This window comes from Streptomyces sp. NPDC002619, from assembly GCF_042889305.1.
Classification (GTDB): domain Bacteria; phylum Actinomycetota; class Actinomycetes; order Streptomycetales; family Streptomycetaceae; genus Streptomyces.
The window spans coordinates 376,349-395,465 of the sequence record NZ_JBIAQV010000001.1 but is presented as its reverse complement, the minus strand read 5'-3'; the positions used below and the strand labels follow the sequence as shown (position 1 = coordinate 395,465).

The 19,117-nt window shown below is 71.3% G+C and carries 16 protein-coding genes; 3 read left to right on the top strand and 13 right to left on the bottom strand.

What is annotated here, in order from left to right; all coding sequences use genetic code 11:
* Positions 1–33 precede the first annotated feature (33 nt).
* From ACFYXB_RS02000 to ACFYXB_RS01965, 8 genes are all read right to left on the bottom strand, one after another.
* The gene (locus ACFYXB_RS02000) at positions 34–1,566 is read right to left on the bottom strand and encodes an aldehyde dehydrogenase family protein (protein ID WP_389576810.1); all 1,533 of its coding nucleotides are present in this window, start codon (positions 1,564–1,566) and stop codon (positions 34–36) included.
* Positions 1,567–1,806: 240 nt separating this feature from the next.
* Positions 1,807–2,799: a hypothetical protein gene (locus ACFYXB_RS01995; protein WP_389576808.1), complete on the bottom strand. Its 993-nt coding sequence runs from the start codon at positions 2,797–2,799 to the stop codon at positions 1,807–1,809.
* A 10-nt stretch (positions 2,800–2,809) separates the two neighbouring features.
* Positions 2,810–3,172, bottom strand: coding sequence for a hypothetical protein (locus tag ACFYXB_RS01990; protein WP_389576806.1), 363 nt, complete (start codon positions 3,170–3,172; stop codon positions 2,810–2,812).
* Positions 3,162–4,904: a hypothetical protein gene (locus tag ACFYXB_RS01985; protein WP_389576804.1), complete on the bottom strand. Its 1,743-nt coding sequence runs from the start codon at positions 4,902–4,904 to the stop codon at positions 3,162–3,164. The genes ACFYXB_RS01990 and ACFYXB_RS01985 overlap by 11 nt, the downstream gene beginning before the upstream one ends.
* Positions 4,905–5,127: 223 nt before the next feature.
* A complete protein-coding gene (locus tag ACFYXB_RS01980; protein WP_351346258.1) occupies positions 5,128–6,117 on the bottom strand; it encodes a malate dehydrogenase in 990 nt (329 codons plus the stop codon).
* Positions 6,118–6,494: 377 nt separating this feature from the next.
* Positions 6,495–7,700: a DUF2690 domain-containing protein gene (locus tag ACFYXB_RS01975; RefSeq protein ID WP_389576802.1), complete on the bottom strand. Its 1,206-nt coding sequence runs from the start codon at positions 7,698–7,700 to the stop codon at positions 6,495–6,497.
* 565 nt (positions 7,701–8,265) lie between these two features.
* Positions 8,266–8,688, bottom strand: a complete 423-nt coding sequence (locus ACFYXB_RS01970) for a DUF3017 domain-containing protein (RefSeq protein ID WP_389577422.1) — start codon at positions 8,686–8,688, stop codon at positions 8,266–8,268.
* A gap of 43 nt (positions 8,689–8,731) precedes the next feature.
* Positions 8,732–9,586 carry a bifunctional methylenetetrahydrofolate dehydrogenase/methenyltetrahydrofolate cyclohydrolase gene (locus ACFYXB_RS01965; RefSeq protein WP_389576800.1) on the bottom strand — a complete coding sequence of 285 codons (855 nt, stop codon included), beginning with the start codon at positions 9,584–9,586 and terminating at the stop codon, positions 8,732–8,734.
* Positions 9,587–9,835: 249 nt separating this feature from the next.
* Between ACFYXB_RS01965 and ACFYXB_RS01960 the strand changes: the two genes are divergently transcribed.
* Positions 9,836–10,429: an RDD family protein gene (locus ACFYXB_RS01960; protein ID WP_389576798.1), complete on the top strand. Its 594-nt coding sequence runs from the start codon at positions 9,836–9,838 to the stop codon at positions 10,427–10,429.
* Positions 10,430–10,524: 95 nt separating this feature from the next.
* Here ACFYXB_RS01960 and purH read toward each other — a convergent pair whose 3' ends face one another.
* Positions 10,525–12,090 carry a bifunctional phosphoribosylaminoimidazolecarboxamide formyltransferase/IMP cyclohydrolase gene (gene purH, locus ACFYXB_RS01955; protein ID WP_389576796.1) on the bottom strand — a complete coding sequence of 522 codons (1,566 nt, stop codon included), beginning with the start codon at positions 12,088–12,090 and terminating at the stop codon, positions 10,525–10,527.
* The gene (gene purN, locus ACFYXB_RS01950; protein WP_351346249.1) at positions 12,087–12,716 is read right to left on the bottom strand and encodes a phosphoribosylglycinamide formyltransferase; all 630 of its coding nucleotides are present in this window, start codon (positions 12,714–12,716) and stop codon (positions 12,087–12,089) included. Before purN ends, purH begins: the two co-directional genes overlap by 4 nt.
* Before the next feature lie 293 nt (positions 12,717–13,009).
* Here purN and ACFYXB_RS01945 point away from each other — a divergent pair, with 293 nt between their 5' ends.
* Positions 13,010–13,807 carry a hypothetical protein gene (locus ACFYXB_RS01945; protein WP_351346247.1) on the top strand — a complete coding sequence of 266 codons (798 nt, stop codon included), beginning with the start codon at positions 13,010–13,012 and terminating at the stop codon, positions 13,805–13,807.
* A 17-nt stretch (positions 13,808–13,824) separates the two neighbouring features.
* Here ACFYXB_RS01945 and ACFYXB_RS01940 read toward each other — a convergent pair whose 3' ends face one another.
* Positions 13,825–15,372, bottom strand: a complete 1,548-nt coding sequence (locus tag ACFYXB_RS01940) for a DUF6350 family protein (RefSeq protein WP_389576793.1) — start codon at positions 15,370–15,372, stop codon at positions 13,825–13,827.
* Positions 15,373–15,470: 98 nt separating this feature from the next.
* On the opposite strand from ACFYXB_RS01940, the gene ACFYXB_RS01935 reads away from it, so the two are divergent.
* A complete protein-coding gene (locus ACFYXB_RS01935; RefSeq protein ID WP_389576791.1) occupies positions 15,471–16,580 on the top strand; it encodes a helix-turn-helix domain-containing protein in 1,110 nt (369 codons plus the stop codon).
* 84 nt (positions 16,581–16,664) lie between these two features.
* Here ACFYXB_RS01935 and sucD read toward each other — a convergent pair whose 3' ends face one another.
* Both sucD and sucC read right to left on the bottom strand, forming a co-directional pair.
* The gene (gene sucD / locus ACFYXB_RS01930; protein WP_351346241.1) at positions 16,665–17,549 is read right to left on the bottom strand and encodes a succinate--CoA ligase subunit alpha; all 885 of its coding nucleotides are present in this window, start codon (positions 17,547–17,549) and stop codon (positions 16,665–16,667) included.
* Between the two features lie 28 nt (positions 17,550–17,577).
* On the bottom strand, positions 17,578–18,756 hold the full coding sequence (gene sucC, locus ACFYXB_RS01925; protein ID WP_351346239.1) for an ADP-forming succinate--CoA ligase subunit beta: 1,179 nt from the start codon (positions 18,754–18,756) through the stop codon (positions 17,578–17,580).
* Positions 18,757–19,117 lie beyond the last annotated feature (361 nt).

Sequence of the window (19,117 nt, the reverse complement as noted above, 5' to 3'; positions counted from 1 at the left end):
GCTCCAGGAAGTCGGTGAGGAAGCGGAGTGGGGTCAGCCCGCGAACCAGCGGACCGGCTTGGGCGCCAGGTTCTGGTAGACGTGCTTGGTCTCGCGGTACTCGGCGAGCCCGGCAGGCCCGAGTTCACGGCCCACGCCGCTCTTGCCGAAGCCGCCCCACTCCGCCTGCGGCAGGTAGGGGTGGAAGTCGTTGATCCAGACGGTGCCGTGGCGCAGCCGGGCCGCGACGCGCCGGGCACGGCCCGGGTCGGCGGTCCAGACGGCGCCGGCGAGGCCGTACTCGGTGTCGTTGGCGAGGAACACCGCCTCGTCCTCGGTGCGGAAGGTCTCGACGGTGAGGACCGGTCCGAAGACCTCCTCCCGGACGACCTTCATCTCGCGGTGGCACTGGTCGAGGACGGTCGGCTCGTAGAAGTAGCCGGACGCGGGCCGCTCCGGGGACGGCTCCGGCCGCTTGCCGCCGGAGCGCAGCACCGCGCCCTCGGCGAGGGCCGAGGCGACGTACGACTCGACCTTGGCGCGCTGCTGTTCGGAGACGAGGGGACCGCACTCGACGCCCTGCTCGGTGCCGCGGCCGAGGCGGATCCGGCTTGCCCGGCGGGCGAGTTCGGCGACGAAGCGCTCGCGGAGCGGCTCCTCGACGATGAGGCGGGCGCCGGCCGAGCAGACCTGGCCGCTGTGGATGAAGGCCGCGTTGAGGGCCTGGTCGACGGCGGTGTCGAAGCCCTCGTCGGTGGCGCAGGCGTCGGCGAAGACGATGTTGGGGTTCTTGCCGCCGAGTTCGAGGGCGACCTTCTTGACGGTCGGGGCGGCGGCCCGGGCGACCTTGGTGCCGCTGATCAGACCGCCGGTGAAGGAGACCAGGTCGACGTCGGGGTGCTCGGCGAGCCGGGCGCCGACGGTGTGACCCGGGCCGGTGACGATGCCCGCGACACCGGCGGGGAGCCCAGCCTCGGCGAGGAGGTCTATCAGCGCGATCGTCGTCAGCGGGGTGATCTCGCTGGGCTTGATCACGAAGGTGTTGCCGGCGGCGAGCGCGGGGGCAATCTTCCAACTGGCCTGGAGCAGGGGGTAGTTCCAGGGGGTGATGAGCGCGCAGACGCCGACGGGCTCGTGGACGACGACGCTGTGGACGTCGGGCGTGCCCGCGTCGACGACCCGGCCGGGAGCCTCCGCGGCGACGAGGTCGGCGAAGTAGCGGAAGGCGTCGGCGACGCAGTCGATGTCGACGCGGCCCTCTGCGACGGTCTTGCCCGCGTCCCGGCTCTCCAGGAGGCCGAGCGTCTCGCGGTCGCGGACGAGCAGGTCGGCAACCCGGCGCAGCAGGGCGGCACGCTCCGTGACGGGGGTGCGGGGCCAGTCCCCGGCGTCGAAGGCGCGCCGGGCGGCGGCCACCGCAAGCTCCGCGTCCTTCTCGTCACCCTCCGCGACCACGGCGAACGGCCGGGCGTCCGCGGGGTCGAGAATGTCGCGCGTCGCGCCGGAGACGGCTTCGCGCCACTCCCCTCCCGCGTGAATCGTCGCGTGATCCGTCGCCCGCGACTGTCGTTCCGTGGTGTCCGCCATGATCGGTATTGCCTTCCGTTCCTGTTCAGCGCCCCTGTGTCACACACCTGTCACTCTCGGGGACCGTGACCGCCTGCCCCGGGCTCCGGATTGCATGCGCGATCGGTGACCGAAAGTGCGCCGCGCCACTACGGATACGGACATACGACACGAAACGATGCACCTGAGTGCGGTGCACCTCACAAGGACCACCGGTCACGGAAAGGAAGACTGCCGTTCATGGACGAGCGGCACGCGCGGTCAGTCCAGTGACGGATCCGCGTCGCAGGTCGTGTAGGGCGGGCAGAACCAGTCCAGCGCCGTGGTGAGGACCTCGAGTTCGTCGTCGCGGCCGTCGGATTCGGGGCCGTACGCGGCGAGGGCGTAGATCCTGCCGTCGGCCGCGACGAAGCGCTCGTCGTAGACGTGCCAGGTGCCCACGTCGGGCTCGCCCTTGAGGGAGTCGGCCAGGTACTCCAGTCGCGAGCCGGTGAACTCCGCGTCGTCGAGGTTCTGCAGGGCGAGCTTCTGGAAGCCGCGCGGCTTGCCGGTCCGATCGGACAGGTACAGCTCGAAGGACGCGTCCGGGGACTCCTCGGACACCGGGTAGACCTGGAGCCGGTGTTCCTTGTCCGGGCTTCGGTAGTTGACGACGGCGACGCCGTACGAGGACTCGAACGCGCTGCGTTTCCATCCCTCGGGCAGCGCGATCCGGAAGCCTTCCTCGTCGTCGTACGCCTCGTAACCGACAGGGGGTTCGGTGGCCGACGGGGACGGCGGGGCCGTGTCGGTGGGTGACGGGGTCGGCTGCTCCGAGCGCGACGGAGACGCCGAGGCGCTCTCCGCGGCGGTCCGGTCGTCCGGGGTGCCGTCCCCCTTGCCGACGACCAGGGTCAGCACCAGGCTCACGGCCACTCCGACGACGGCGGCACCGACGACGACCGACCACACGCGCCGTCGGTCCAGCCCGGACGAGGACCGGCCTCCAGGACCGGCGACGACAGGCTCGGACGGCGGCCAGACGCCGGCCACGCTCCCGTCCGCCACGGTGCTGCCGACGGCGACCGGAGCGTGCCAGGCGACATCGCCATCGGTGCCCGGACCGTCAACCGCCGTTACCGGCCCGTCAACCACCCTGGGCGCGAAGTCCGGCCGAGCCGGTGGCGGCGACATCGGCGTGGCCGCGGGACGCGGCTCGGCGCCGTCCTCCCAGCGTTGGGCGTCCTCGTTCCAGTACCGCTGTCCCCCGGTCATCGAGGCCCTCTCACATTCCGAGCAGGCCCGCCACGGCGCCCGCCGAGGCGAGGACGTTCAGCAGGGCCTGGGAGTCGGTGAGCAGCTCACGCAGGCGCTCCCGGCGAGTCGGGCCGGCCTGCCCGGTGCGGGTGATCTCGTCCTCGGTCCGGGCGAGCGCCTCGTCCAACGCGCCCGTCTGCTCGGTGGGCCGTACCCGCTGCCGCAGGTCGGCACGCAGCTCGCGAACCGCTCTGAGCAGTTCCTCCGTGGCCTCGTCGCGCTGTGTGCCCCCGGCGTTCTGGTGGTGGCTCTCGGCGTGCGCGTGGCTGCCGACGGCAAAGGTGCTGTTCGACACGTCACCGAAGCTGATGTTGGGCTCGTCACTGGCCACGGCTGTCGGTTCCCTTCTTCGGCGCGGTGCCGTCCGAGACGGTGGTGGCGGAGGCGTGGCTGCCGACGGCGAAGGTGCTGCCCTCGACGCGGCCGATGTTCACGTCTCCGCTGCTGATGTTCACGATCTTCTGTACGAACTCGCCGGTCTCGTAGCCCGAGTCGGCCAGCGCCGACCGCACCCCGTTCGCCACGCGGTCCTGCACGCTCTTGAGGTAACGGGCCGCATCCATCTCCTGGAAGAGCGATCCGGCGGGCACCGCACCCAGTTCGCGCACCGACACGGCGGGGCCGTCGGGCAGCGCACCCGCGTAGCCGCCGGTCAGCAGCCGCCACACGTACACCAGGCCCCGGCCGAGCTGGGCCAGCGAGCGGCCCAGGGAGCCCGGCACCAGGACCGCGGCACCGGCGGCCTTGCCGAGGACGTTGTTGTTGCGGAACCGGTGAGCGTTGCGGTCGGTGTCCTTGAAGTCCTCGCGCACGGGCGTCAGCACGTGCGGCGCGACCTCCAGCATCAGCATCCGGCCCTGGGTGTGGACGCGCACGAAGACCGTCACGACCAGCTCCTCCTCCCAGCCGCCGACTCGGATGCGCAGGAAGTGCCGCCGCTTCTCGGCGCCCTCCTCGACCGCCCGTGCCCGGTGCTCCTCGAACGCCTGCGAGGTGTACGGCGCCTGGTCCCGCCCGAGCAGTCCCTCGGCCGGCAGGAACACACACTCGTCGATCTCCAGCCAGCGCAGCCGGTCGCGTACGGCGGGACCCGCGAACTCGGCGGGAATCCGCAGCTGTTCGAGCAGTGGCCGGATCTTCTCGAGAATCGTGCGGTTGCTGAGCGGCTGCAGTTCCTCCCGCTCGTCCGGCCGCAGTTCGACGGCGAGCACCCAGGTGTCGTACGCCGCTCCGGCCCCGCAGAACGGACGAGCCTCGTTGTAGAGGATCAGCGGAGCGTGCTGTTCGAGCCGGATTCGCTGCTTCAGCCGCTGGAACCGCTGGTTCTCCGCCTGCTCCGCGGGGTCGCCCGCGGCGTCCGGGAAGCGCTGCGGGGAGAGTTCGGCGCCGAGCGCCCGGCTGAACTGGCTGCGCTGGGCGTGCACGCACAGCCCGATGAGCACGAGCACGACGATCGTGGCCCAGGCCTGCCACGCCTTGGAGCCCGGCAACAGGAAGTCGGCGAGGCTGTCCGAGGCGGAGGAGCCGCCGTAATCGGAGTAGGGGTCGTACGAACCGGACGAGGAGTCGCTGTCGAAGCCCCCGCTGAACGCGGCGACGACGGTGAAGATCAGCAGCCCCGCGAAGGTCACGCGACCCCACCAACGTGCGAGGAAGGCGAGGATCACGCGGTACAGGGGCGGCTGTTCGGCACGGCCTCGGATCCAGGGCGCGATCGCGAGCGCCACGCTCGGCCACAGCAACAGGACCAGCAGGCCTCCGCTGAGCGGCAGCCCGACCAGCCACAGGCAGAAGACCGCCCCGGCCCACAGCAGTTCCTGCCGTCGGGCGCGCAGAGCATGGGCGAGGACCCGGGCGGCGTCGAAGCCGAGCGAGGGCGCCACGATCCGCTGCTCGTTGAGGTGGAGTTCCTCGATGATCCGGTCGCGGTAAGCGGGATCCAGATAGGCGCCCGCGCACAGCAGCCGGGTCGCCTCGCTGGCGTAGGGCGGAGTCGGTGGTGCCGGTGGTGCCCCCGCGGGCGGCGTCGGACTCGGTTGCTGCGGCACGTACGCGGTGCTCACGCCGATCCCCCGATGCGTGTAAGAGCCCTTGCCAAGCCAAGACTTGACGGGCCATCACCATACTGTGACGAGGGGGACCGCCGAAACCGCAATACCGAAATGGCTCGGGCGCTGGAGGCGCAGGGCATGGTCCGGGTCGGCGTCCCGCAAACGGGCTCGGGCCCCGTTCCGGAGGAGAACCGGAACGGGGCCCGAGTGGATCAGAGAGGGTGACCCGAGTGGATCAGATGAGGCCGAGGCCGCGGACCGCGTCGCGCTCCTCCGCCAACTCCTGCACCGAGGCGTCGATGCGGGCGCGGGAGAACTCGTTGATGTCGAGGCCCTGGACGATCTCGTACCGGCCGTCCTTGGTGGTGACCGGGAAGGAGGAGATCAGGCCCTCCGGAACGCCGTAGGAACCGTCCGACGGGATGCCCATGGAGGTCCAGTCGCCGTCGGCGGTGCCGTTGACCCAGGTGTGGACGTGGTCGATGGCGGCGTTGGCGGCGGAGGCGGCCGAGGACGCGCCCCGGGCCTCGATGATCGCGGCGCCGCGCTTGGCGACGGTCGGAATGAAGTCCTCGGCCAGCCACTTCTCGTCGTTCACGACCTCGGCGGCGTTCTTGCCGCCGACCGTGGCGTGGAAGATGTCCGGGTACTGGGTCGCGGAGTGGTTGCCCCAGATGGTCAGACGCTTGATGTCGGCGACCGTCGAGCCCGTCTTCTTCGCGAGCTGGGTCAGCGCGCGGTTGTGGTCGAGGCGGGTCATCGCGGTGAAGCGCTCGGCCGGTACGTCCGGCGCGGCGGCCTGGGCGATCAGGGCGTTGGTGTTGGCCGGGTTGCCGACGACGAGGACCTTGATGTCGTCCGCGGCGTGGTCGTTGATGGCCTTGCCCTGCGGCTTGAAGATGCCGCCGTTGGCCTCGAGGAGGTCACCGCGCTCCATGCCCTTGGTGCGCGGGCGGGCGCCCACGAGGAGGGCGACGTTGGTGCCGTCGAAGGCGACGTTCGGGTCGTCCGTGATGTCGATGCCCTGCAGGAGCGGGAACGCGCAGTCGTCCAGCTCCATGGCCGTGCCCTCGGCGGCCTTGAGCGCCGGGGTGATCTCCAGGAGGCGCAGCTTGACCGGCACGTCCGCGCCGAGGAGCTGGCCGGAGGCGATGCGGAAGAGCAGGGCGTAACCGATCTGGCCGGCAGCGCCGGTGACGGTGACGTTCACGGGAGTGCGGGTCATGGCGTTCTCCGTATGACAGCTGGCGGTGGGGCGTCGCTGCCCCGGGGGTACGGGATCCCCGCTCCGGCCTGTGACCGGCGCCCGCCGCGATGATCGATCACGGGTACGGATGATCGATCTCTTGGCGTCAAGAGAGATCCAGCGGTCAGGCTATCGCGCATCCGGGAATCCGGGACGTCCGGGTCCGTGTGGCCCCGTCCCACAGAGCCCCGAAAGGGGGGCGGCCGCCCGTCCGGGAGAGGAAAAACAGGGCGGCCGCCGCTCGGGGGCACCGAAACCGGACTCCCGTGGGGGTACGGTTCGCGTGCCCGCGATCGCGGCGGCCATGCCTGCGGAGCCGTGTGATTCTTTACGGCCCCCTTCAACATCTCCGATTCTTAGTTCGTGCACCCCGTCCGGCCCGACGCCAGCACCGCGCACGCCTTCGCCTCGGTCGCGTCCTTCACCGCCACCATCGGGGTGTACGCGATGGTGTCCCCGGCGGTCGTGATGTCACCGGTGTGGCTCGTGCCGCCCGCGCTGACCCGGACCTCGTCGCCCTGCGCGGCCCCTGTGATGCGGCCCCACGCCGCGCCGCAGGTCTTGCTGTAGCGGACCTGGACGGTGGTCGTGCCGACGGTGGCGGTCTTGGCGGTGGTCACCAGGTTGCCGCTGCATCCCATGGCCTCGGCGTCCTTGCCGGTGCAGCCCGCGCCGGCGCACTTGACGCCGACGGGAAGGTCGGGGTTGGTGGTCGCGGACGGGGACGGCGACTTGGCCTTGCCCTCGTTCTTCTTGTCGCCGCCGTTGCCGGTGAAGAAAAAGACGGCACCGATGACGACGAGCACACCGACGACGCCCGCGAGGAACATCGTGAGCCGCCGCCGGCCCGCCCCCCTGCCAGCGGAGCCACCGGGCCGCGCACCCGGCCCCTGCGGCGGTTCGCCGTACGGGTTCGGAGTCCCTGGAGTCCAGCCGGGGCCACCGGCCGCCGACGGCGAGGACGGCGACGACGGTGCTGCCGGCGACGCCTGTGAGGGCGTTCCGGCCGGTGACGGGCCCTGGCGTCCGGCCGCCCCCCAGGAGTTGGTGCCGGAGCCCGAGCCGCGCCCCCCGTTGTCCCGTGCGTCCGCGTCGGCCCCCGTCGGCTGCGGCGGGATCGTCGGCGACACGCCCGACGGACCCGCGATCCCCGGTGTCGCGGTGGCGCTGCCGCCGCCCTTGCGGGTCGTCGTACTGCCGCCCGTGCCCGCCGGAGGTCCGCCGAACTCCCCGAGCGCGGCGCGCGCCTGGGAGATCCGGATCGCCTCCATGGTCATGTCGTGGCGCATCTCCGAACGGCTCCAGGCCCGTTCGGCGAGCTCCCACATCGTGGTCAGATGGATCGGATTGGTGCCGGTGACCTCGGCGAGCGCGACGATCGCGCCCTTGGGCGCGAGGAGCCGGCCGCCCAGGTATCGCTCCCAGGACGTCTTGCTGTAGCCCGTGCGGTCGGCCAGCGCCGCAATGTTCAGCCCGCTGCGGTCCACGAGCCGCCGCAGTTGACTGGTGAACTCCCTGACCTGCGGATCGAGTTCATCCGGCAAGTCCTTCCAACGAGGCATCGGTCCCCCCTCTTTCCCCCCGGTCGGTGCTTTTTCGTTCTCCGCGCCTTCCCCGTGTGCTCCCCGCGCGGCGTCCCCTGAGCCAGTCCCCGTTCTGGCTACCCACGGGGATGCGCCCGCTAAGGGGCACAGTTCCCCGGGTGGGGGCGCACGGGAGCAAAGGGCCCGTGGGCATGCACCGTTGCACGCCGACCGCTCCGCGGTCCACCGGGCCGTACCGATTGGACACGTTAGCCCGTTTGTACGGGTCCCTCCTGGCCTGTCCGTGAAGCTGTCGAGACATCGACACAGTGGATGCGAAGCCGTGACCTCGCACGTCACAGGGGGTTTCAGGGCACCCGACGGCCACAGCGGGGCCGGCGGGAGAGGGGTGGACGCCCGTGGACGCCCCGTTCTGTGGCAGGGACCGGACACCGTAGCGGAACGGTCACTTCCGTGCCACAGCGCACAGACAGGCGTTGAACAGGCCGTTCACGGCAGGCGAGGGTGGAGGTGCGGCGGCGGCCCGTCCTTGCTCGGGGGAGGGGATGGGCCGCCGTCGCGCCGGGCGCCACGGCCCGGCGCGCTACTGGTTCATCGTGAAGTGCAGCGTGTCCTGGATGAACGGGATCTCCAGCCACGGCCTGGGCTGGGCCATCATCGCGAGCAGCACGATAGCCAGGCCGAGGACGCCGTACGTGGCGATGTCCGTGAACCGGGAGCGCACGGCGAGCATGCCGACGCCGGGCAGTATCCAGCGCATGACGGCACCGGCCAGCAGGGCGGCGCCGATCAGCAGCATCCCGAAGCGGAACACGTCGAGCGCCGTCAGCAGCAGGCCGAGGGCGACCGCCGACAGGACGACGAGCATCGGCCACTGCCGGGCGGGCGCCGGGGCGTCACCGGGCGCGGCCCGGCCGCCGCCCTCGGGCCGTGCGGTGTCCTTGGTGAACAGGGGGAAGCGGCGCGTGTCCCGCTTCGGGTGTCCGGCGTCACCGGTCGCGGCCATGGTGTCGGACTCGGTCCGCTCCTCGTTCGTCTGGGTGGTGTCCTCAGTCGACACTGCGCTCCGCCGCCTCGACCACGTTGACGAGCAGAAGCGCGCGGGTCATCGGACCCACGCCGCCCGGGTTCGGGGAGATCCAGCCGGCCACCTCGGCGACGTCGGGGTGGACATCGCCGACGATCTTGCCCTCGGCGTTGCGGGAGACGCCCACGTCGAGAACGGCGGCGCCCGGCTTGACGTCCTCGGCCCGGATCAGATGGGCGGAACCGGCGGCCGCGATGATGATGTCCGCGCGCTTCAGGTGGGCCGACAGGTCGCGAGTGCCGGTGTGGCACTGGGTCACGGTGGCGTTCTCGCTGCGCCGGGTGAGCAGCAGCGGCATCGGCCGGCCGATGGTCACGCCACGGCCGACGACCACGACCTCGGCGCCCTTGATCTCCACGCCGTAGCGGCGCAGCAGGGTCAGGATGCCGTTGGGGGTGCAGGGCAGCGGGGCGGGCTCGCCCAGGACCAGGCGGCCGAGGTTCATCGGGTGCAGGCCGTCGACATCCTTGGCGGGGTCCATCAGCTCGAGGACGCGGTTCTCGTCGATGCCCCTGGGCAGCGGCAGCTGGACGATGTAGCCGGTGCAGGCGGGGTCCTCGTTCAGCTCGCGGACGACCGCCTCGATCTCCTCCTGCGTCGCCGTTGCCGGCAGCTCGCGCTGGATGGAGACGATGCCGACCTGCTCGCTGTCGCGATGCTTGCCCGCGACGTACTTACGACTGCCGGGGTCGTCCCCGACCAGGATCGTGCCGAGGCCGGGCGTGATGCCCTTGTCCTTCAGCGCCGCCACGCGGGCGGTCAGATCGGACTTGATCGCGGCTGCGGTGGCCTTGCCATCGAGAATCTGGGCGGTCATACCCCCATCCTCGCGGATGACCGCCCCCCGGTTCCAATCCGGGGCCGCCCATCCCTTTTGTCCGGCGTTCGCGCAAGATCGATGATGTTGCACTTGCACAACACCTGTGGAATGCGGCTGGACAAGGACTTGCCCGACCTACGACGATGAACGGCGCAGTATCGCGGTCCGTGTTGGGGGGCAAACCGCTTGTTCTGACGTTCCTCCGAGCATCCCGCGTCGTCCCCGCAGTGCAACGGAGGAACCGCCATGAGTTTCGGCTCGCCCCAGAACCCGTACGGCCAGCCGCAGAACCCCCAGCAGGGTTACGGCTACCCGCAGCAGCCCGGCCAGCCCGGACAGCCCGGCTACGGCTACCCGCAGGCCCCCGGAGTCCCGCCGCAGGGTGGCGTCCCGCCGCAGGGCTACGGCTACCCGCCCCAGGGCTACCAGCAGGGTTACGGCGCCCAGCCGCCGTACGCGAACTGGGGCCAGCGCTTCCTGGGCACGCTGGTGGACGGGCTCGTTTTCCTCGTCCCCTACGTCCTGGTCCTGATCGGCAGCAGCCAGAAGCTGGCCGCGCTCTCCATCCTCGGCGGCCTCGCCCTGCTCGGCCTGGCGATCTGGCAGCTGATCCAGGAGGGCCGCACCGGCCAGACCATCGGCAAGAAGGCGGTCGGCATCCGTCTGGTGAAGGAGGCCACCGGTCAGCCGCTCGGCGTGGGCATGGCCTTCGTCCGCCGTATCGCGCACTTCCTGGACAGCCTGCCCTGCTACCTGGGCTGGCTGTGGCCCGCGTGGGACGCCAAGAAGCAGACATTCGCGGACAAGGTCTGCTCGTCGATCGTGATCCGCTCCAACTGAGCCGACCGCAAGGCGTCTTCACGCCAGTCACAGCCGAGGGCCGTGTCCCGCCCGTTCGAGGGGGACACGGCCCTGGTGTGTTCCGGGGTCCGTGCTCAGTGGAAGAAGTGCCGCGTCCCCGTGAAGTACATCGTCACGCCTGCCTTCTTCGCGGCCTCCACGACCAGTTCGTCGCGGACCGAACCGCCGGGCTGGACCACGGCCCTGACGCCCGCGCCGGTGAGGATCTCCAGGCCGTCGGGGAACGGGAAGAACGCGTCCGAGGCGGCATACGAACCCTGCGCGCGCTCGGCGCCGGCTCGCTCGACGGCCAGCTTCGCGGAGTCGACGCGGTTGACCTGGCCCATGCCGACGCCGACCGAGGCGCCGTCCTTGGCGAGAAGGATCGCGTTGGACTTCACGGCCCGGCACGCCTTCCAGGCGAACGCCAGCTCGGCCAGCTCGGCCTCGGACAGCGCCTCGCCGGTCGCCAGCGTCCAGTTGGCCGGGTCGTCGCCGTCGGCCTGGAGCCGGTCGGTGACCTGGAGCAGCACACCGCCGTCGACGGCCTTGACCTCGACGGAGTTGGCGGGGGCGCCGGGCGCCTTCAGGACGCGGATGTTCTTCTTCCTGGCGAGGGCCTCGAGCGCGCCGTCCTCGTAGTCGGGCGCGACGATGACCTCGGTGAAGATCTCGGCGACCTGCTCGGCCATCTCCTTGCTGACCGGCCGGTTCACGGCGATGACGCCGCCGAACGCGGACAGCGGGTCGCAGGCGTGCGCCTTGCGGTGGGCCTCGGCGACGTCCGCGCCGATGGCGATGCCGCACGGGTTGGCGTGCTTGATGATCGCGACACAGGGCTCGTCGTGGTCGTACGCGGCACGGCGGGCGGCGTCCGTGTCCGTGTAGTTGTTGTACGACATCTCCTTGCCGTGCAGCTGCTCGGCCTGCGCGAGACCGGCGCCACTGCCGTCGACGTAGAGGGCCGCGGGCTGGTGCGGGTTCTCGCCGTAGCGCAGGGTGTTCTCGCGCTTCCAGGTGGCGCCCAGGAAGTCGGGGAACCGCGACTCGTCGACGGGGGCGTACTCGGACGCGAACCAGCTCGCCACCGCCACGTCGTACGCCGCCGTGTGCTGGAAGGCCTCCGCGGCCAGCCGCTTGCGGGTGGCCAGGTCGAAGCCGCCGTCCTTGACCGCGGCCAGGACGTCGGCGTACCGCTCGGGGCTGGTGACGACCGCCACGGACGGGTGATTCTTGGCGGCGGCGCGCACCATGGACGGCCCGCCGATGTCGATCTGCTCGACGCACTCGTCCGGCGAGGCACCGGAGGCGACGGTCTCACGGAACGGGTAGAGGTTGACGACGACGAGGTCGAACGGCTCGACACCCAGCTCGGCCAGCTGCTTGCGGTGGCTGTCCAGGCGCAGGTCGGCGAGGATGCCCGCGTGAACCTTGGGATGCAGGGTCTTGACCCGGCCGTCCAGGCACTCGGGGAAGCCGGTCAGCTCCTCGACCTTGGTGACGGGGACGCCGGCGGCGGCGATGCGGGAGGCGGTGGAGCCGGTGGAGACGAGCTGGACGCCCGCCTTGTGCAGGCCGCGGGCGAGGTCTTCGAGCCCGGTCTTGTCGTAGACGCTGACGAGCGCCCGGCGAATCGGCCGCTTGTTGCTCTCGGCGGTCACTGGATTACTACCTTTCGTCCCTCAATGCGATAGCCGTTGCGGGCGATCCGCCCCACGACCTCGACGAGCAGCCTTCGCTCGACTTCCTTGATGCGCTCGTGCAGAGCGCTCTCGTCGTCCTCGTCCCGGACCTCGACCACGCCCTGAGCGATGATCGGCCCGGTGTCGACGCCGTCGTCGACGAAGTGGACGGTGCAGCCGGTGACCTTCGCGCCGTACGCGAGCGCGTCCCGCACTCCGTGGGCCCCCGGGAAACTGGGCAGCAGGGCGGGATGCGTGTTCACGAACCGCCCGCCGAAGCGGGCCAGAAACTCCTTGCCCACGATCTTCATGAACCCGGCGGACACGACGAGGTCCGGCTCGTACCCGGACACGGCCTCGGCGAGGGCGGCGTCCCACTCGTCACGGGTCTCGTAGTCCTTGACCCTGCGGACGAAGGTGGGCAGCCCGGCGCGCTCGGCACGGACGAGTCCCTCGATGCCCTCGCGGTCCGCGCCAACGGCCACGATCTCGGCTCCGTAGGCCTCGGCGCCCGTGGCGGTGATGGCGTCGAGGAGCGCCTGCAGATTCGTACCGGATCCGGAGACCAGGACGACCAGGCGCTTGGCCACGGGCTTGGCGGCCACGATGGGGCCCTTTCTCGGGGGAGCGTGTGCACGGCTGCCGGTCCCGTACGTGGTTTGTACATTCGTACGAGTGCTTCACGCCCCGGGATACGGGGAAGTCTACGAAGCGGCCGACCGTCAGCAACGATACCGGCACATCGGACGGCCCCCACGGGACGGGGGCGTGGCCGGAAGGTAGCGTCTGGGTGGGAGCGGGCTCGGGAACGCGGTGGTCATGCGGTGCGTTCACAGAGAGACCGCTCAGGCCAGAAAGCCCGTAAAGCCTTGTTCACCTAGGGGAAGACGCTCACTTGATGCCGGACCGCAGCCTGCGACTCCTCACGTTCCCCCCGCAGTCGGCGCAGGGAGGGGAGCGTGGTGCCCTGCTGCTGCGGGAGCGGCCGTCGTCCCCGCCGGACGCGCCCTCGGACGGGCGGAGCGGCGACGAGCCGGGCGGCGCACAGCAGGACGACAACCCGTTCGCCCCGCCCCCGGAGGGCACCCCGGACAGCCCGTGGCAGCCCCGGCGGCCGACGGGCGACCAGGACCCGGACTCCTCCGGGCGCTCCCCGTGGGGCAGCCAGTGGAGCGACCGCCAGCCCGGCCGCTCCCCCGGCGGCTTCGGCGAGCGCCCCGGCGGCGGACCCGAGGGACCCGGCAATGGCGGCCCCGGCCCCGGTCCCGGCATGCGCTGGGACCCCACGGACCCGGCGCAGCGCCACGCCCGCTACGCGCTGCTGTGCGGGATGTGGGCGGTCTTCTTCGCCCTCTTCACCTGGACGTACGTGGCGCTGCTGCTGGGCGCGCTGGCCCTGTACTGGGGCATCAGCGCCCTGCGCGCGAAGCCGCGCACGCCCGACCCCGACGCGCCGGCCCCGCCCGCCGCCCCGGATCAGGGCGGCCGCCGTCCGCAGACGACCGCGGCCATCAGCGGCCTGGTCACGGCGACCCTGGCCCTGGCCGTGGTGGCCGTGACCTTCACGGCCCAGCTGGTCTACCGCGACTACTACACGTGTCTGAACGACGCCCTCACCAGCCAGGCCAAGCAGTCCTGCGACCACCTGCCGAACCCGGGGGACCTGCTGGGCACCAGCAACAGCACCAACGGCTGACGGCGACGCGGCGGGGTTCAGTCGGCGGCGCCGGGTGAGGGGGGCGGCGCGTCCGCCGTCGCCTGGCGCAGCGCGGCCCAGCGGGCTTCGCGGGCTGCGTTGTCGTACCAGGCCAGTGGCACGGGGTCGTCGTCGACGGGGAGGAAGTCGTACGGCTCGGAGCTCGGCGTGACGGACGGCTGCGGTTTCGATACCGGGGCCGCCTTCGCTGCGGGTGCAGGTGCCGGGGGTGAGCCCGGCTGCCGCTCGGTGTCCGCCGCCCGTCGCATCCCATACAGCCGCCAGGCCCGTACGCCCAGTGCCACCGGCACCCCCACCGCCGCGATCCACACCGCCGCCGCTCCCCCGGTCTCCCACCACACCGGCCCGAACCGCGCCAGTGCCGCGCCCCCGAGCGGGCCGCCCGACAGTTCCGTGAGCATCGCGAACACGACACCGCACGATCCGGCCGCGAGCCCCACCACCCCGGCGGTCCGCCGGGCCGACCACCGCTCCACGTCCCGCCGTCCCACGGTGAACCAGGCCACGGTCACCCCTGCCGCCACCGGCACCACCCCGGTCGCCCAGTTCAGCGGCCCCCCGCTCCCCGCGTCCGGCACCGCCGCCAGCAGTGGGAACGGCGGGAGCAGCGGCGCGGGGTCGGAGGCGAGCGGGTGCACCAGGTGACCGGCGCCGAGGGTGAAGCCGGGGCCGAGCCCGTACGCCGCCGCCCACACGGCCGCGTTGGGTACGAGGGCGACGCACAGCAGCAGCACGGCGAACTGCCCCGACACCCCCTCCGTCAACCGGACGAAGGCCCCCCGCGCGGCCCCGCCGTGCCCGATCAGCGACAGCGCGAGCAGCGCCGCCCCGCCCCCGAACAGCACCGCGACCCCCGCCCCGGCGCCCCGCACGGCCGTGTCGAGCGCCGTCCGCGCGTCCGGCACCTCGGCCAGTCGGCGCAGTCGGCGGGGCAGCAGCGCCGACAGATCCGGCAGGGGCTCGCGCGGGCGGCCGTACGCCGTCCACACCCCGATCCCCGCCGTGCCCGCGGCCACGAGCGGCAGACATCCCGTCACCCATCCCCATGAGGGCCGCAGTTCGCCGCCGGAGGCGTACAGCGCGGCGCAGCAGCCGACGGCGAGGTAGCCGAGGACGACGCCCGTCCAGGCCGTCCGCGCGGCCACCGGCGGCGGCCCGTCCGCGCCCTCGGGGCCCTCGGGCGCGTCCACCGCGTCCCGCGCGGCCCGGTACAGCAGCCAGACAGGCAGCGCAAGCAGCATCAGCGGTGTGACCCCGACGGGCGCGGAAGCACCGGACAGCGTGTCGGTGCGGACCAGTTCGACGCCGTGGGCCAGCAGCCACAGCGCGGCGGCGACGTGCAGCGCACCGCCCGGGCCGCTGTCGGGATACGGCGAGCTGATCCACAGCACCATCACCAGCACGGCGAACGAGCCGAGCCCCAGCCCGGCCGCGACGGCGCCGCCCATGAGGCTCGCGGCCAGTCCGGGGGAGCGGTCCCACAGCGGGGCTGACAGCGGTGACAACGACGGTCGGCGAGCGGTCATCCGGATCACGACGGCCATGCTCCCAACGACACGCGCTTTCCCCTCGTAACAGGCGAACCTCCGCTGTGTCGCCCAATATACGTTTATGTTCTTTTTCGTACGAAAGGGTGGGTGCTGTGACGCAGAGCCCTGAGAGCCCGCTTCCGCCGCCCAAGGAGCGCCGACGCCTGCGCGAGTCCCGGTCGCTGACGCAGGCTCAGCTGGCCGAGCGGCTCGGCGTGAGCCCCAAGACCGTACGCGGGTGGGAGTCCGGCCGTACCTTTCCGAGCGGCCCGAACCGGGAGGCGTACACCCGACTGCTGATCTCGCTGGCGAAAGGTATGAACGGGACAAACGGGACGAGCACTGCGCCGGAAGAGACGGCCCTGGAGTCGACGGCACCCCAGCCGCTCCTCGCACCGCCCTGCGACGAGGAAGCCGTTCCCTCCTCCCTGACGCCCGCTCAGGCCTTCGACGCGCTGTACGCGTTCTGCGTACCCGCCCTCGTACGGCAGACGTATCTGCTCACCGGGCGGCGCGAGCTGGCCCGCGAGTCCGTGGAGCGGGCCTTCCAACTGGCCTGGCAGCACTGGCCCGAGGTGGCCCTGGACCGGGACCCGGCGGGCTGGGTGCGGTCGGCGGCGTACGACTGCGCCCTCTCCCCCTGGCACCGCTTCCGCCCCCGCTACCGACACCCAGAGCCCCCTCCCACCGACGCCGCCGACCGCGCGCTGCTGCACGCACTCCTCGGGCTCCCGCCGTCGTACCGCCGCACGCTCGTGCTGTACGACGGCGTGGGGCTCGGTCTGCCGGAGACGGCGGCGGAGACGGAGGCCAGCACACCAGCCGCGGCAAGCCGGCTGACGCACGCGCGGGCCGTGGTCGCCGCGTCCCTGCCCGAGCTGTCGGACCCCGCCGCGCTGCACCGGCGGCTGGTCGAACTGGCCTCCATGAAGCGGCTGCGGGCGGCCAGGCCGGAGCCGGTGCGCACGAAGGGTGAACGCAGGATCCGCTTCTGGACCCAGGCGGCCATCGCGTTCACGGTCGCGATCATCGGCGTGACGACGCTCACGCTGCGAACCGCGCCCACGCGCTACGAAGCACCGATCGGCCCGGCGCAGGCGATTCTCGGGGTTCCGCCGGAGGCGGCCCTGGGCCCGCTGTCGAGCGCGGAACAGAAGCTGCACGCGAAGCTGAGCAAGGAGACGGCGAACGGGCCGGAGAGGGTGCAGCCGCTCAGCAGATGAGCGGACTTGTTGCGGAAAACAGGCGGAAGGGTCCGCACCCCGGCAGCCGGGGTGCGGACCCTTCCGTCACGTACTGCTATTGCGTCAGCCGGCCAGGATCTCGCGCGCCAGCTTCGCCGTCTCGGTCGGCGTCTTGCCGACCTTGACGCCGGCGGCCTCGAGGGCCTCCTTCTTCGCCTGGGCGGTACCGGACGAGCCGGAGACGATGGCGCCTGCGTGGCCCATGGTCTTGCCCTCGGGGGCGGTGAAGCCCGCGACGTAGCCGACGACCGGCTTGGTCACGTTCTCCTTGATGAAGGCCGCGGCCCGCTCCTCGGCGTCGCCGCCGATCTCGCCGATCATGACGATCAGGTCGGTGTCGGGGTCGTCCTGGAAGGCGGCCAGGGCGTCGATGTGCGTGGTGCCGATGATCGGGTCGCCACCGATGCCGACGGCGGTCGAGAAGCCGAGGTCACGCAGCTCGTACATCATCTGATACGTCAGCGTGCCGGACTTCGAGACCAGGCCGATACGGCCCGGCTTCGTGATGTCGCCCGGGATGATGCCGACGTTGGACTGGCCCGGGGTGATGATGCCGGGGCAGTTCGGGCCGATGATGCGGGTCTTGTTGCCCTTCTTGCCGGCGTACGCCCAGAAGGACGCCGTGTCGTGCACGGCGATGCCCTCGGTGATCACGACGGCCAGCGGGATCTCGGCGTCGATCGCCTCGACGACCGCGTCCTTGGTGAACTTCTCCGGCACGAAGATGACGGAGACGTTGGCGCCGGTCTTCTCGATGGCCTCGGCGACCGTGCCGAACACGGGTACCTCAGTGCCGTCGAAGTCCACGCTCTGACCCGCCTTGCGCGGGTTCACGCCACCGACGACGTGGGTGCCGTCGCCCAGCATGAGCTTGGTGTGCTTCATGCCCGTGGAGCCGGTCATGCCCTGGACGATGACCTTGCTGTCCTTGTTGAGCCAGATAGCCATGGTGTCTAGATGTCCTCGTCCTCGGTGCTTACTTGGCGGCGGCCAGCTCGGCGGCCTTCGCGGCCGCGCCGTCCATGGTGTCGACGCGCTGCACCAGCGGGTGGGCGGCGTCGGAGAGGATCTTGCGGCCCAGCTCGGCGTTGTTGCCGTCGAGACGGACGACGAGCGGCTTGGTGACCGCCTCGCCCTTGTCCTCGAGGAGCTTCAGGGCCTGCACGATGCCGTTGGCGACCTCGTCGCAGGCGGTGATGCCGCCGAAGACGTTGACGAAGACGGACTTGACGTCGGGGTCGCCCAGGATGATCTCCAGGCCGTTCGCCATGACCTGGGCGGAGGCGCCACCGCCGATGTCCAGGAAGTTGGCGGGCTTGACGCCACCGTGGTTCTCACCGGCGTACGCGACGACGTCCAGGGTGCTCATGACGAGACCCGCGCCGTTGCCGATGATGCCGACCTCGCCGTCGAGCTTGACGTAGTTGAGGTTCTTCTCCTTGGCGGCGGCCTCGAGCGGGTTGGCCGCGGCCTTGTCGTGGAGTTCCTCGAAGTCGGGGTGGCGGAACTCGGCGTTGTCGTCGAGCGACACCTTGCCGTCGAGGGCGATGACCTCACCGGAGGCGACCTTGGCCAGCGGGTTCACCTCGACCAGGAGGGCGTCCTCCTTGATGAAGGTGTCCCACAGCTTGACGAGGACGTTCGCGATCTTGTCGGCGACCTCGGCCGGGAACTTGGCGGCCGCGACGATCTCGCGGGCCTTGGCCTCGTCCACACCGTCGATGGGGTTGATCGGGGTCTGGGCGACGGCCTCCGGACGGGTGGCCGCCACCTCCTCGATCTCCATGCCGCCCTCGACGGAAGCGATGGAGAGGAAGGTGCGGTTGGCACGGTCGAGAAGGAAGGAGACGTAGTACTCCTCGACGATCTCCGGCGCGGTCTCGGCGATCATGACCTTGTGGACCGTGTGGCCCTTGATGTCCATGCCGAGGATGTCCGTCGCGCGGGCGACGGCCTCGTCCGGAGTGGCGGCGAGCTTGACGCCACCGGCCTTGCCGCGACCACCGACCTTCACCTGTGCCTTGACGACGGACTTGCCGCCCAGACGCTCGGTGATCTCGCGCGCCGCCTCAGGCGTGTCGATGACTTCACCGGCCAGCACCGGTACTTCGTGCTTGGCGAAGAGGTCCCTCGCCTGGTACTCGAACAGGTCCACGCGCTTCCGTCCCTATCAGTGATCTCGCGGTTCGTTGGATGCGTGGGCGTGCCGCGAAGGGCAACGTGACGTCCGCTGTCACTAGGGAGGCGCACACGGTGTCCGAGCGCGCGGCATGTCCGTCTCGCAGGTTATCGCTGGTTGCGAAACGCCTCTAATTCGGGAGTCACACCTGAGCGGTGATACCTGTCACATGATGCCAAGATCGGTGGCACCGCGTGCCGCGATATGCGAGGCCTCACCGGGCTGGGGTTGACCCGGTGAGGCCTCTGGGGTGGCCCGTGAGGGGCCCGGGGCGGCTGATCCCCACCCCAATGGGGATCAACCGGCCCCGCCCGCGGGGCGTAGGCCGGACGAACCG